Here is a 13,457-nt window from a genome sequence, read left to right as displayed (position 1 = left end):
TGGCTTGCTAATAAAAAACCCCCAGACTTGGCCGGGGGTTTTGCAAAATTACTTACTGAGTTATTTTTCAATACTCACGAGAGCAATTTTACCCGCACGGGTTTGAATTAATAATTGGTCATCCATCACAACTGGATGACTAAATATTCCTGAGCCATCAATCCGTAAACGGCCAACATTGCTACCATCCGTAGTTGCTAGTACATGTAGGTAACCTTCTAAGTCGCCCACTAGTAGATATTCACCAACTCTAACAGCCGCCGTCAATTGACGGTTTTTGAAGTCACTGTTGCTCCAGACCTCTAAACCATTTTCGCTGTCAATAGCATGTATTGTATCACTATCATCGACTAAAAAGATTCGGTTATAGCTACTTTCTAAGTTATGGAAGCTGGAATACTGGCGCTGCCATTTCACTCTACCTGAGCGAATCTCAAGTGCTGTTAGATTTCCATTATAGCCAATGGTGTACAAAGTATCCCTTATTATTAAAGGTTTACTGTCAATATCAGCCATTCTCTCAAGGTCATTTGAGCCTTTTACTTCTAATGTAGATTGCTCCCAAGCTGGCTGACCATTAGCCGCCACCAAGACAGATACTTTACCATCAGCCCCGCCAACAAAAACACCGCCGGCTTCAAAAATTGGCTCTGAAGTTCCCCTTAAGGTTAGCGCTGGTAATTGAGCTTCAAAACGCCATAATTCTTCGCCATTATCAACATTTAAGGCATAAACTGTACCGCTACCAGCATGCACGATTACTGTATTGTCAGCAACAACAGGTGGCGATAATAACTCCCCTTTAAGAAGTTGCTCCCAGGCCAGTTCACCAGTTTTCGCCTCTAATGCTACTAACAAGCCACGTTCAGAACCTACAAAAACTTTATTTCGGGCAACCGTTAAGCCAGCCGAGATCCTCGCACCTTTATTTTTAGCAAGGGCATGTTCTCTAAACACTTCAGAAAAGTCTTGTTGCCAGACGATATCTTTGCTTTTCTTATCAAATGCAATAATACTGCCGTAGCGATCTGCGACATAAATTTTGCCGTAATTGACTGCCGGCCGTAAGCGGGAAAAATAATTTTCGACTCCATCACCTACAGAAGCAGACCAAACCTCTTTTAACTCAACTCGTTGCTCTATTTTCTTTAATGGTGCAACTGCTGTTTTTTGCTCTTCATCGTCAGTAGATGAACAGGCAGCCAACATCGTCAAACCAGCTACAAGTGCTACACGGCTGAAATACCTGAATTTCATTGCCAATCCTTAGCTGATAGAATTTAAATTATCTAACTTAAGCTGAACCGCAGAGGCAGCATTTATATCCTGCACAGCTAAAGCCGCTTGATAAGCTTCTCGTGCTTCGGAATACTGCTTAAGATCCACATAAATATCACCTTTCAGCTCATTTTTCTGTGCCGCAAAAGACTCACTGCTCACTTTTTCTAATTCTGCTAAAGCGTCATCATATTTTGCTTGGTGCTTTTGCACGCGAGCTAAACGAAGAGCTGCAATCTGGCCACTGAATCCACCCTCAGCAACTACCGCTGCTAACAATGTTTCTGCTTTTGAAAAGTCCTTCGCTTCAACCGCTACTTTAGCTGCTGATAAATTTAGAAGAGCTTGGTATCCCTGTTGAGAATGGTTTGTTGCATACACTTGTGCAGCCTCAACAAGTTCAGTACCTTCTTTATTTTCTAGAATATTTTGAAATTCTTGAGATGCAGCCTGAGTCTTTTGCACTTGAATGTCGGAGTAATAATTCCAACCACCTAGCCCCGCAAGACCCAATGCAATGCCCGATACTACTGATACGCCATACTCTTGCCAAAGTTGCTTTAGCTTTTCTTCTTGTTGTTGCTCTGTTGAATGAATATCCATTGCCTTCTTCCCTCTTATTATTGGCAGTATTGGCTCAAATATTGAGCAAGCTCATCCATAGGGATGGTTTGCTGCGGTTGTTCATTTCTTAATGGCTTTATGACCACTTGCTTAGCTGCAAGTTCATCTTCACCTAAAATTAATGCCACTTGCGCACCTGATTTGTCCGCACGTTTCATTTGTTTTTTAAAGTTCCCACCACCACAATGAGTCATTACCTTAAGTTGTGGCAGTTGCTCACGGATATTTTCCGCAATTAAACTTGCTTGAATTGCTGCTGGCTCGCCCATGGCGGCGACATACACGTCAACCGCTGCTGAAGTTTGTGCTTGTTGTAATTCTTCAAGGAGTAATACCAAGCGCTCCATACCTGAAGCAAAGCCCACTGCAGGGGTCGGTTTGCCGCCTAATTGGGCCACCAGACCATCATAACGTCCACCCGCAAGTACGGTACCTTGGGCGCCTAATGAATGGGTGACCCACTCAAATACGGTACGGTTATAGTAATCAAGACCACGAACCAGCTTAGGGTTAATCTTGTACTGGATACCAGCGGCATCGAGACGAGCACACACACCTTCGAAGTGAGCTTTAGTCTCTTCACCTAGGAAATCAATAAGCTTAGGGGCGTTATCCACTACCGCTTGGGTAGACTCACTCTTAGAATCTAACACACGCAATGGGTTCGAGTGTAACCGACGCTTAGAGTCGTCATCTAGGGCATCAATGTGCTGCTCTAGGTAGGCGACTAACGCTTCACGGTAGGTAGCACGTTCTTCACTGTCACCTAAGGTATTAATTTCTAGGTTAACGTATTCGGTTAATCCCATTTTTTGCCACAGGCGGGCAGACATCAATAACACTTCTGCATCAATATCTGGCGTCGCAATGCCATAAACTTCTACACCAAACTGGTGAAATTGACGGTAACGGCCTTTTTGTGGACGTTCATGGCGGAACATCTGGCCCATGTACCATAGGCGTTGTTCTTGGTTGTACAGTAAACCGTGTTGGTTGCCCGCGCGAACCGTCGATGCCGTTCCCTCTGGGCGCAGTGTTAGGCTGTCACCATTTCTGTCGTCAAAGGTATACATTTCTTTTTCAACAATATCGGTCACTTCACCAATTGAACGCTTGAAAAGATCGGTACTTTCAACGATTGGAGTGCGAATTTCACTGTAACCATAACTGGCAGTTAATTCACGGATGCTGTTTTCTAACTGCTGCCATAACGGCGTTTGGCTAGGAAGGATATCGTTCATGCCACGGATGGCTTGAATTTGTTTGGCCACGATTTACTCTCAACTAAATTTAGTTATTCGACTTCTTTAACGTCGATACGATCAACTAGTAACGCTGCTTTGGCGCGAATTTGCTCTTCTAGTTGCTCAACAATATTGTCATTATCAATGCGTTGCTTTTGACGAGCGCCGTCAACATAAAGCCCCGACTTACGCATGCTGCCAGTTAAACCTACATCTGACACCAAGGCTTCACCTGGACCATTCACCACACAGCCAATGATAGACACATCCATAGGGATCAGCACGTCTTCTAGACGCTGTTCTAGCTGATTTACGGTATTGATCACATCGAATTCCTGACGGGAACAGCTTGGGCAAGCAATAAAGTTAATGCCACGGCTGCGAATACGCAGGGATTTGAGGATATCAAAGCCGACTTTTATTTCTTCAACCGGATCGGCCGCTAAAGAAATACGTAAAGTATCACCGATACCTTCGGCTAATAACATACCCAGTCCCACAGACGATTTAACCGCTCCAGCACGAATACCACCGGCTTCGGTAATTCCAAGATGTAATGGCTGTTCAATCTCTTTCGATAACAATCGGTAAGACTCAACGGCTAAAAACACATCTGAAGCTTTGACACTGACTTTAAAATTATCAAAATCCAGATCACGTAAAATGTTGACGTGACGCATAGCGGACTCAACCAATGCTTCAGCTGTAGGTTCATTGTTGTATTTTTCCATGATGTCTTTTTCTAAAGAGCCACCATTGACACCAATGCGAATCGGAATATTTTTTTCACGCGCCTTATCAACTACCGCTTTAACACGTTCTTCATTACCAATATTACCAGGATTAATACGAAGACAGTCAGCCCCATAATCAGCCACTTTTAGGGCAATGCGATAATCAAAGTGAATGTCTGCAACTAGGGGGATACTCACCTGCTGCTTAATTTCTTTAAAGGCTTCTGCGGCATCCATAGTCGGCACAGAAACACGCACAATGTCCGCACCTACAGCTTCTAACGACTTGATTTGGGCAACGGTAGCTTCCACATCTGTGGTAAGGGTGTTCGTCATAGACTGAACGGCAATAGGCGCACCATCACCAATAGGCACGTTGCCAACGTAAATTCTTTTGGTTTTACGTCGAACAATCGGGTTTTCGCTATACATCTTAAATTTTACTCTGCTTTTGGCCAGCTAAATCGTGCTACTTTGCCTTCAGGGAAAGCACTTAAATCTATTTGCTCGCCATTATAAATAATATTTACAACTTTTGGAGCGCCAATTACAAAAGAAAATGGCTGTTGACCACTTACATTAATTGTATGACCCGCAAGCTTTAGTCCGTCGACTAAAAATTCTCCATCCGCATCAGTAACTTGAATCCAACAATCATCATTAAAAATGATTTCAATCTCGGACATTGCCGCTGCGGCTAAGGTGACAGCCTGAGTTTGCTGCTTTTGCTCCGCCAGCGCATTAGCCTGTGGAGTTTGCTCTGATATGGCAACTGATTCAGACTCACTGGCGGTTATCATTGGCTGTAAGGGTGTACTCAAAACTTCAGACTGTTGATCGGTCTTTTCCGCCGTGCTTGCAACTTGTTGTTGAGATTCTCTATCCAACTGCCTAATGATTGCTTGCTCTTCAATACTAGGTTCAGACAGTTCAATCACATCATCAGAGCTATTTTGCTGCATCCAATACAAAGCAAATAACATCCCTAAGCTAATGGCGATAAAGTAACTCACATACTTGAGCCAACGAGCCTGCGATTGGGCGGTTGTCTTTCGCGAAAAACTTTGCATATCAGGCTCATCTGCAAACGAGTTTTGGGCAAAATTATCTAACTTATTCAGCAGTACCTGAGCATCTATCTGCACCAACTTAGCATAGTTACGAAGATAACCTTTAGTATAGGTTAAAGCATCTATATCAAAGTTATCTCGCTCTAATTCCTGCACTACCGCCACTCTTAAATTGAGTCGCTGTGCGACATCGTTGGTCGTAAGATCCATGTCCAACCTTGCCTGAACTAACTGCTCTCCAATGGTCAGTTCTTGGCTTTGTTGAGGGCTATGATTTTCTTGTAATTCTATGTTTTTTTCAGTCATTGGCCATTCATCAATTGATATTGTTGTGCTTGTTGTGACAATGGAAACAACCTTAGCAAATTCATTCCATAATCATTTGCTGCTTGCACATTCCCTAATTTAGATTCAATTTGGAATCCTAAAAATAATGTTTCCGCAGATGGTTTGTTGTGTTGCTGCAACCAATTCAATTGTTGCTGAGCATTAAACCATTGTTCTAATCTAACAGCTATATTCATCAACTCCAACCTAACAAGTGGTTGATTTTGATTATATTTCAGCGTTTGTTCAAAAAACTGTTGAGCATCGTGATAACGCTGGTTGGCTAATGCGCATAATCCTAGGTTTTCATAGCTCGATGCCATTCTAGTGTACCCCTTAGTAGCGATCGCCTCTAGGAATAATTTTTGAGCTTGCTGATAATTTTGCTGCTGGCACAAATATACCCCAAAATTATTCAATGTGTCACCGTTTTGGGGGTTGATTTGCAAAGCCTTCTTATAAGATTCGATGGCTTTTTGCTGCTCGCCGACCCGTTGATAATAGTAAGCCGCAGCAGAATGAACCTCTTCCATTTCAGGTCCATGTTCAAGTGCTTTGTTAAGGTTAAACTGAGCTTGAGCTGTACGCCCTTTAGCTAAATAGCTCAAGGCTAACTGAACTCGATCAAGAGCAGCGGCCTTGGCATTATAATTGAGCTCAGTAACGGGAATATCGCTACCACTATAAGTGCGTTCGGTAACACAGGCAGACAGGGAAAACAGACTTATTAATATTAACCAGAGTTTTCCCATCTTGATGCTCCTAAGCTAGATTTATTCTACCGCAACGGATATTTGATTTTCTTGCTGTAAACGCTTTTTAATAACACGTTTAGTGCGGTCACGAACATCTCCAACGAGTTGACCACAAGCGGCATCGATATCATCGCCACGAGTTTTACGCACTGTCACGGTCATTCCATACTCCATTAACACTTTAGAGAAACGGTCAATACGAGAATTCGATGAACGACCATAATCATTTCCAGGGAATGGATTAAATGGAATCAAGTTCATTTTACACGGTGTATCTTTTAACAGCTTGGCTAATTCGTGTGCTTGCTCAGTGCTGTCATTTACATGATCTAGCATGACGTATTCCATGGTGACACGACCACGGTTAGCATTCGACTTTTCGATGTAACGGGCAATACCAGCAAGTAACTCTTTAATTGGATACTTTTTATTTACTGGCACTAGTACATCACGCAGTTCATCATTTGGAGCGTGCAAAGAAATCGCTAAGGCTACATCAATTTGGTCACCTAACTTATCTAAAGCTGGCACAACCCCAGAGGTAGACAAGGTTACCCGACGCTTAGACAAAGCAAATCCCAAATCATCTAACATCAATTCCATGGCGGGAACGACATTATTTAAATTTAGTAGTGGCTCACCCATCCCCATCATCACTACGTTGGTAATTGGACGCCTTCCGGTATGTTTTTGTAAACCAATAAATTGCGATACTCGCCAAACCTGACCAATGATTTCCGAAACTTTAAGGTTACGGTTAAAACCCTGTTGTGCCGTTGAGCAAAATGAGCATTCTAGCGCACAGCCAACTTGTGAAGATACACATAATGTGGCACGGTCTTCTTCAGGAATATAGACAGTTTCAACTTCTTGACCATTAACATCAATTGCAAATTTAATGGTGCCATCCGCTGATTCTTGATAATGGGCAATCTCTGGTGCAACAATTTCAGCTCTGTGTTTGAGTTTTTCACGCAGCTTTTTATTGATATTATTCATATCATCAAAATTATCGACACCAAAATGGTACATCCACTTCATGACCTGATCGGCACGGAATGCTTTTTCACCCATTTCAGTGAAAAATGTGCGCATACCTTCGCGATTTAGGTCCAATAAGTTAATTTTGCTGTCAGCCATACGTTGAAAAACCTCTACCTAGAGTTACAAGCCATCTAAAAGGGCGCAAATTGTACAGATTTACACTAACATTTACCAGCATTTACCTCTCAAGACGTGTATGCTATCAATTTTAGACCAGTAATCTCAGGGCGTTTCATGCTATTACTATTAATTTATATTTTTGTTGCCATTGCTGTTTCCTTTATATGCAGTGTTTTTGAAGCTGTCTTACTCTCCGTTTCTCCAAGTTACATACAAGGTTTGAAAAAAGATAACCCTAAAGCCGCTAAGCGCCTACAACAACAAAAAGACAAAGTAGATATGCCTCTGTCTTCCATCTTGACCCTTAACACTATTGCTCATACTGTCGGTGCGGCTGGCGCCGGAGCACAGGCGGCGGTGGTATTCGGTGACCATATGTTAGGCGTATTCTCTGCCGTTTTAACCTTGTTAATTTTATTTTTCTCAGAAATTATTCCAAAAACTATAGGTGCCAGCTATTGGCGCGCCTTAGCGCCAAGTGTCTCTTTAGGGCTCGTTTGGATGCAAACCATGACTTACCCATTAGTTTGGCTTTCTGTGAAGGTTACTAATTTAATCGGAAGTGGCCACCCTACCCCTTATATTCGCCAAGAATTATCCGCAATGACTGAATTAGGTAAGAACTCTGGTGAATTAACCGAGCAAGAAGCCACCATTTTATCCAAAATGCTTGAAGCTAAAGATGTCCCTGTACAAGCTATCATGACCCCTCGTACAGTGATGTTTACCCTTGATGATCAAATTACTTTAGAAGAATATTTAGCAAAGTTTGCTAACAAGCCTTTCAGTCGCATTCCGATCTATGAACAAGATTCTGATAACCTTCACAGCTATGTTCAACGAGCAGATATTCTTTTAGCCGAAAAGAAAAATCCCCAGGTGACACTTGGCTCGGTGAAAAAAAGTTTATTGGTAATACCAGAAACAGTAAAAATATTAGTCGCATTTGAGCTTATGATTAAGCGTAATACTCAAATCGCCCTTATTGTTGATGAATATGGTTCTACTCTTGGTATTATTACTCTTGAAGATATTATTGAGTCTATGATGGGCCTTGAAATCATTGATGTAAATGACCCCGTTTCTGACATGCAAAAACTTGCTCGACGCCTGTGGAAACAACGTATGAAAGCCAAAGGCATTCGCCTGTCCGACGAAGATAAACAACAAATAGTAAAACAACACAGTGAAAAAGAAGATTAATCTCCTTCTAACACTAGGCCTTAGCGGCCTAGTGTTTACCTTTCCCATCAGTGCCAAGCAAGCAAAACAATGTCAGGTCAATAACCACTATCGGAGCTACCTAGGCGGCATTGAAGTGGGTGATTTTCAAAGGCAGGTGAATTATAACGGTAAGCAACTGCTCTTAAGCTCGAGCAGTAAGATTACGATACTTGGCCTTGCGACTGACTTTAAACAAACCACTCAAGCGCTGCATAATCCCCAACAGGGCATTATTACTGAATCGTTCAATCAAGAAATTACTGGCTTTAAGGCCAGGAAACTGAAGGTAAAGATCAACAACCAAGACTTTAGTTCACTGTTAAGCAACGATAATGAATCGATTAACTATCAACATAGCGCTCCCATCCGCGATGCCGACACCATAGTGTTGGAAGTCGCACGCTTAGTAAAACAAGGCATGAGTGAATTTGAGCTTACCCGCCAAGCCTCTGACGGCATTGAAACCTATCACTATCAAGTACAAGGCCGAGAAGTTTTAAACATTAATGATCAGCGCTTTGAGGCCATTAAAGTTAAACAGCAGGGCAAAGAGCAAGTCAGCTTTTGGTTTGAGCCCAGTCACCATTACCGCATGCTAAAGGCCAGATACCACCATTGGCTGCTTGATGGCACGATTGAGTTACAAACCTTTACATCAAACTGTCACTAGCGCCAAAATTATTATACTCTCTCGCTGAAGATAATCATTTGCGAGGTGGGCATGAACCCTATTCTAGAAATTTTAAAAAAGCACAACATTTCAGATGACAAGATTAAAGAGCTATTTGACACCCTGACGTCCAACCCGATGGCCGCTATGGGCATCATCAGTCAACTGGGGATTGAGCCTGCAGGGTTGCAGCAATTAATGGGCTTAGTCATGCAAAACCCCAGCCTGCTCAAAGAAGCAGTTGAAGAACTAGGATTAGACTTCGCTAAAGTTGAAGCAGCGAAACAACAACTTAGCCAACACTAATAAAAAGGTCGCCTACGCGACCTTTTTATTATTTAAGTGAGTTAACCACAAAATCCAATATAGCATCTCCACTGGATTTGTAAGTGAGATCGAACAAAGGATTCGGTGGCATAATTAGCTCCCTATCCACTAATTCATTGGTTATATCAAAATCCAGTAAGCCGACTTTACCTACCAGCAAATTATCAATACTACCTTGCTTAGCTAACTGTAAAATATCTCTAAAGCCTTTCAAATAAAGGTGATCTTTGGTAAAGCCACCGCCTCGATATACCCTTGTCGTTAGCGTAAATGCATGCTCATCAGTTAAATTAAACTCGTTTAATAAAGCATGATAAGTTCTAACAAAATCATTGTGTTCTAGCATGTATGACACAGCTATTACTCTTAAAGCGATGATTTGTAGGCGCTCAAGGGTTAAGCTTCCTGAACAAAACTCACTGTAAATAGCTAAGCCCTCTTGGGTATAGGTATTGCCACTTAAGCCAATACTAAACACCCTTAGTGGGTGCTTTTTGGCATTAATGGTGGTCAGCATATGAATGCCAAGCTCATGAAAAGCAAACGCCTTTATTTCTTTGTGATTGAAATGGGCATCTTTGTTAATAAGCAATAATGTCTTTTCATTGTTGACCATTGCTTTAGCCACTAATTTAGCAGACTTTTCTATTCGGCACTTTAAGCCCCAAACTGCCGCCTGCTCTTTAAAATAAGTAATTGCTTGATCTGCACTTAGAAGCTCACCATCTTGCGCAGATTCACTTTTTAAGTGCAGTAAAAAGCGAGCATTAGCAATATCTGTTTGGGATGGCTCACCGTAGTAGCGCAGTGAGTTATAAATAAACTCATTGGTACCGATAGAAGCAATAAGATCAACTTTACTCGTCAGATTAGAAATCACATGGCGATACAATTGGGCAATGCCAGCATCGTCGATTTCATCTACCGGTAATTTATACAACTGCTCTTTAAACTTAAAAGGATTTATATTTATTTGTTGATAACAAAATTCAGGAGATTGCTGGCCTTTGCCCTTTAAAAACTTGCTTCGCTCCCTAGCAATATTAACAGGATTAATAAAGTTCAATGTCTCAATATTACGACACAAACTGTATAGTTTTCTGTCTAAAGCTATTGTTTCTTTACTTAAGCTTGATGACAGTACATCTGCTTTTTGAGTCTGCTTCTTCTTACCGTAGCGGCGCACAAAATATGCCGCAGTTTGCGATAACGCCTCTTTAAAGCTTGCTTTAAGTTCTTCAAGCACTAAAGGATATGGTTCACCTGTGATTTCGTTCATAAACACTTTTTTTACTTCGGTCGGCAGCACCAAGGTATTATCAAAGTGAGCATTAACATGGCTGATCAAGTAGCCACGACCTTGAAACACTTCATCAATGGCGCTTCGAGCACTAATATTAGGCAGTTCAATTCTATTGAGCTGTTTATTAAAGTGTTTAACTACTGCTCCCCAGCGTTCCACATCTATCTGACCAGTGCCAATATTGAAAGTGGGGGTGTCTTTTTCAATACGCTGATAATTATAAGAATGAATATCGAAAACAATAGCACTGCCAAAGTACTTTTCTGTGGTCGCAACAATCGCTTCCAATACATTATAAAATGATTGATGCTTTTGTTGTGACACGGCCCTCTGCTTTGCACTCAAGGGCTTTTGCCACACTTGCTTAGCCCACGCTGTTTTAAAGTAGGTACTGAGGGTCTTGGCACGATTGAGATCATATTCAAAGCGTGAATCATTGCCAATAATTTGTATTGGAAACGAAGAAATAAGCTCATCTGTGTATGGATCTTCTTCATAAAAACGTTCTTCTTTAGAGAGTAAGAAGTTTTTTTGGAGCTCATTTCTAAGATTGTGGCCATTATGAATAGCAGCACAAATCACTGGCGAATAATCATCAATTTTTACAATAAAGGCACCGTTGTTGACGCTTGCGTGAAAACACTGCCTTTTCTTGATCAGTGCAATGCACTCTTGCTCAGACAGCGTTAGCATCTTCAATAGCCTTTCTAAATTCATTCTTACGACTTAAGACTAATTCTTTAGCATGAACAACACTCTCAACGAAGTCGATCACATCAACCTGAAGTTTGACACGATTAAGCTTGTTGATTCGCATAATACCCCCAGGGCTGAGAACATTAACCTCAATCAATTTACCGCCAATCACATCAATACCGGTAAAATACAAACCATCACGAACAAGTTTAGGCCCAATGTATTTACATAACCTTTTCTCTTGGGCGGTGAGTTTGTGTTTTACCACTCGACCACCAGCATGCACATTGGAACGGACATCCCCCGAATCCGGAATACGTTTCATGGCGCCAATAGGCTCACCATTAAGCATTAGAATACGAACATCGCCTTCTTCCGCACCTTCTACATAATCTTGTAAAATCACATAGTTACTACCTTTACCATGTTCATCACCACCAATATAAAAATCGAGTAGCGAACGGAAGCTTTGCTGAGCAGATTTTTCAATTACGATCACACCTCTGCCACCAAAGCCATCGAGAGGTTTTAGGATCATCTTATCGCTTTGAGAATCTTGGAATATCCTTTCCAAATAATCACGGCTTTTGGATACATGAGTTGCAGGAATAAACTCACTGGCTGTATCCTGAAAAGAGGCGGTATAGATTTTATTGTTAGCAATACGCAAGCCATCAAGATCATTCATAATAAAAGTGCCTGAACGAACTGAATCTAAAAAATTAAGTGCTAAAGCGTCAAGAGGTGGATTAGCCCTCATGATAATGGCATCAAATCCACCTAGGGGAAGCTGAGCTTTTTTGAAATCCGCAGCCTTGTAGAAGGCCACTATGTTATCTGAACACTTATTCTTTTTAGTGAAAACATCGCAAAAAGCGCTGGCGACGCTATCACGTATGGTTAAATTATTCACCGTTGAAAGTGCCACCGTATGACCACGTTTGACACATTCGTGAATAAGACGCAGAGTTGAGTCAGCCTCAGGATCGATTGCAGACCAAGGGTACATAATAAAACAAATTTTCATGGCGATACTCTAAAAAAATAAACCATATTAAGGGTGGTGGAGCTTAAACAAATGTGCATAACAATTCTTTAAAAAAATTTTTGTCGATAAGCAAAAAAATATCTTTGCTCCTTAAAAATGACTATCCTAAATCCAAATTCAAGGCTAACTTATACAAACCAAAAATCACTTCTCAAACATAGATGGATATTCGTCTTTTTAAAACTTTTATTGCTGTTGCAGATAACAAACATTTTGGTCGAGCTGCAGAAACTCTGTATATCACCCAGGCAGCGGTTAGTGCTCGGATTAAACAACTGGAGGATTTTTACAATAGCTTGTTATTTATCCGCGATAAAAATAACCTCAGATTAACGCCAGCCGGTGAAGCACTACTTTCACATGCCCATCTGATTGTCAGTCAACTTGAGCAATCCAAGCTTGCAGCATCAATCGCTAGCGAGCAAAAACTCACCTTTAATATTGCCGCTACTCCCAATGTTTGGGATGCTTTTTTAAGCTCAAGAATACATGATGCTCTCGATTTATTTGATCATTTGGTTTTAAACACCGAAATTTCTGTTAGAGAAGCGATACAAAGAAAAATCGATGATCGCACCTTAGATGTTGGCTTGCTAACCGATCCCATAAAAGAAGATGGTTTTTCAAATGAGCTTTTAGGTTACTTCAATCTCGCCTTGGTCGGTTCTCGACCGCAATTCACATCTGAAGTTAATGATTATGTGCTTGTCGATTGGGGGCTGACCTTTAATAGAGAGCATGCTTTACATCATAAAGTCACCCCCAGCTTTAAAACTTCCACGGCAATCGTTGCCTTAGAAGTTATCCTATCAAAGGGAGGATTTGCTTACTTAGCCAGTAGCCAAGTAAAGGAACTCATTGCGGCTAAAAAGCTTTATGATATTAACACCCCTGTACAAATCAAACGTCCAATATACTTGGTATACAAGAAAAATAATCCAAACTATCAGCTGATTGAAGAGTTAAAAAATTTGTTTGCCCATCTGCAGTAAC

The 13,457-nt window shown here is 41.3% G+C and carries 13 protein-coding genes; 4 read left to right on the top strand and 9 right to left on the bottom strand.

The features are described from left to right. Positions 1-60 precede the first annotated feature (60 nt). The 7 genes from bamB to GFB48_RS01475 are packed head-to-tail and all read right to left on the bottom strand — an operon-like array spanning position 61 to position 7,172. On the bottom strand, positions 61-1,257 hold the full coding sequence (gene bamB / locus GFB48_RS01505; protein WP_163930446.1) for an outer membrane protein assembly factor BamB: 1,197 nt from the start codon (positions 1,255-1,257) through the stop codon (positions 61-63). 9 nt (positions 1,258-1,266) lie between these two features. Further along, complete coding sequence (locus GFB48_RS01500; protein ID WP_163930444.1) at positions 1,267-1,881, bottom strand: tetratricopeptide repeat protein; 615 nt, start codon at positions 1,879-1,881, stop codon at positions 1,267-1,269. A gap of 17 nt (positions 1,882-1,898) precedes the next feature. Then, positions 1,899-3,173: a histidine--tRNA ligase gene (gene hisS / locus GFB48_RS01495; RefSeq protein WP_163930442.1), complete on the bottom strand. Its 1,275-nt coding sequence runs from the start codon at positions 3,171-3,173 to the stop codon at positions 1,899-1,901. A 23-nt stretch (positions 3,174-3,196) separates the two neighbouring features. Further along, complete coding sequence (ispG, locus tag GFB48_RS01490; RefSeq protein ID WP_163930440.1) at positions 3,197-4,312, bottom strand: flavodoxin-dependent (E)-4-hydroxy-3-methylbut-2-enyl-diphosphate synthase; 1,116 nt, start codon at positions 4,310-4,312, stop codon at positions 3,197-3,199. A gap of 8 nt (positions 4,313-4,320) precedes the next feature. Continuing rightward, positions 4,321-5,256: a RodZ domain-containing protein gene (locus GFB48_RS01485; protein ID WP_163930438.1), complete on the bottom strand. Its 936-nt coding sequence runs from the start codon at positions 5,254-5,256 to the stop codon at positions 4,321-4,323. Continuing rightward, positions 5,253-6,029: a type IV pilus biogenesis/stability protein PilW gene (pilW, locus tag GFB48_RS01480; protein ID WP_163930437.1), complete on the bottom strand. Its 777-nt coding sequence runs from the start codon at positions 6,027-6,029 to the stop codon at positions 5,253-5,255. Before pilW ends, GFB48_RS01485 begins: the two co-directional genes overlap by 4 nt. A 21-nt stretch (positions 6,030-6,050) precedes the next feature. After that, positions 6,051-7,172 carry a bifunctional tRNA (adenosine(37)-C2)-methyltransferase TrmG/ribosomal RNA large subunit methyltransferase RlmN gene (locus GFB48_RS01475; RefSeq protein ID WP_163930435.1) on the bottom strand — a complete coding sequence of 374 codons (1,122 nt, stop codon included), beginning with the start codon at positions 7,170-7,172 and terminating at the stop codon, positions 6,051-6,053. A 138-nt stretch (positions 7,173-7,310) separates the two neighbouring features. Here GFB48_RS01475 and GFB48_RS01470 point away from each other — a divergent pair, with 138 nt between their 5' ends. Genes GFB48_RS01470 through GFB48_RS01460 form a run of 3 tightly spaced genes read left to right on the top strand, consistent with a single transcriptional unit; the run spans position 7,311 to position 9,396 of the window. Further along, positions 7,311-8,399, top strand: a complete 1,089-nt coding sequence (locus tag GFB48_RS01470) for a CNNM domain-containing protein (protein WP_163930433.1) — start codon at positions 7,311-7,313, stop codon at positions 8,397-8,399. Continuing rightward, on the top strand, positions 8,383-9,090 hold the full coding sequence (locus GFB48_RS01465; protein ID WP_163930431.1) for a DUF3108 domain-containing protein: 708 nt from the start codon (positions 8,383-8,385) through the stop codon (positions 9,088-9,090). The genes GFB48_RS01470 and GFB48_RS01465 overlap by 17 nt, the downstream gene beginning before the upstream one ends. Positions 9,091-9,141: 51 nt before the next feature. Beyond that, entirely contained in the window at positions 9,142-9,396 is a 255-nt protein-coding gene (locus tag GFB48_RS01460; protein WP_163930429.1) for a DUF2999 family protein, read from the top strand. A 28-nt stretch (positions 9,397-9,424) separates the two neighbouring features. Here the strand turns inward: GFB48_RS01460 and GFB48_RS01455 are convergent, their stop codons facing one another. Further along, positions 9,425-11,437 (bottom strand): flavohemoglobin expression-modulating QEGLA motif protein, encoded by a 2,013-nt coding sequence (locus GFB48_RS01455; protein ID WP_240464809.1) that lies wholly within the window; start codon positions 11,435-11,437, stop codon positions 9,425-9,427. Continuing rightward, the gene (gshB, locus tag GFB48_RS01450; protein WP_163930425.1) at positions 11,397-12,443 is read right to left on the bottom strand and encodes a glutathione synthase; all 1,047 of its coding nucleotides are present in this window, start codon (positions 12,441-12,443) and stop codon (positions 11,397-11,399) included. Before gshB ends, GFB48_RS01455 begins: the two co-directional genes overlap by 41 nt. Before the next feature lie 182 nt (positions 12,444-12,625). Between gshB and GFB48_RS01445 the strand changes: the two genes are divergently transcribed. Then, positions 12,626-13,456, top strand: a complete 831-nt coding sequence (locus tag GFB48_RS01445) for a LysR family transcriptional regulator (protein WP_163930424.1) — start codon at positions 12,626-12,628, stop codon at positions 13,454-13,456. Position 13,457 lies beyond the last annotated feature (1 nt).

The sequence above is a fragment of the Paraferrimonas sp. SM1919 genome (genome assembly GCF_010993985.1).
Taxonomy (GTDB): domain Bacteria; phylum Pseudomonadota; class Gammaproteobacteria; order Enterobacterales; family Shewanellaceae; genus SM1919.
This window is presented reverse-complemented; position numbering and strand designations above follow the sequence as displayed.

Coding starts and splice junctions, on each gene's coding strand:
- bamB (WP_163930446.1), bottom strand. CDS start 1,257: ATGAAATTCAGGTATTTCAGCCGTGTAGCACTTGTAGCTGGTTTGACG.
- GFB48_RS01500 (WP_163930444.1), bottom strand. CDS start 1,881: ATGGATATTCATTCAACAGAGCAACAACAAGAAGAAAAGCTAAAGCAA.
- ispG (WP_163930440.1), bottom strand. CDS start 4,312: ATGTATAGCGAAAACCCGATTGTTCGACGTAAAACCAAAAGAATTTAC.
- GFB48_RS01485 (WP_163930438.1), bottom strand. CDS start 5,256: ATGACTGAAAAAAACATAGAATTACAAGAAAATCATAGCCCTCAACAA.
- pilW (WP_163930437.1), bottom strand. CDS start 6,029: ATGGGAAAACTCTGGTTAATATTAATAAGTCTGTTTTCCCTGTCTGCC.
- GFB48_RS01475 (WP_163930435.1), bottom strand. CDS start 7,172: ATGGCTGACAGCAAAATTAACTTATTGGACCTAAATCGCGAAGGTATG.
- GFB48_RS01470 (WP_163930433.1), top strand. CDS start 7,311: ATGCTATTACTATTAATTTATATTTTTGTTGCCATTGCTGTTTCCTTT.
- GFB48_RS01460 (WP_163930429.1), top strand. CDS start 9,142: ATGAACCCTATTCTAGAAATTTTAAAAAAGCACAACATTTCAGATGAC.
- GFB48_RS01455 (WP_240464809.1), bottom strand. CDS start 11,437: ATGAATTTAGAAAGGCTATTGAAGATGCTAACGCTGTCTGAGCAAGAG.
- gshB (WP_163930425.1), bottom strand. CDS start 12,443: ATGAAAATTTGTTTTATTATGTACCCTTGGTCTGCAATCGATCCTGAG.
- GFB48_RS01445 (WP_163930424.1), top strand. CDS start 12,626: ATGGATATTCGTCTTTTTAAAACTTTTATTGCTGTTGCAGATAACAAA.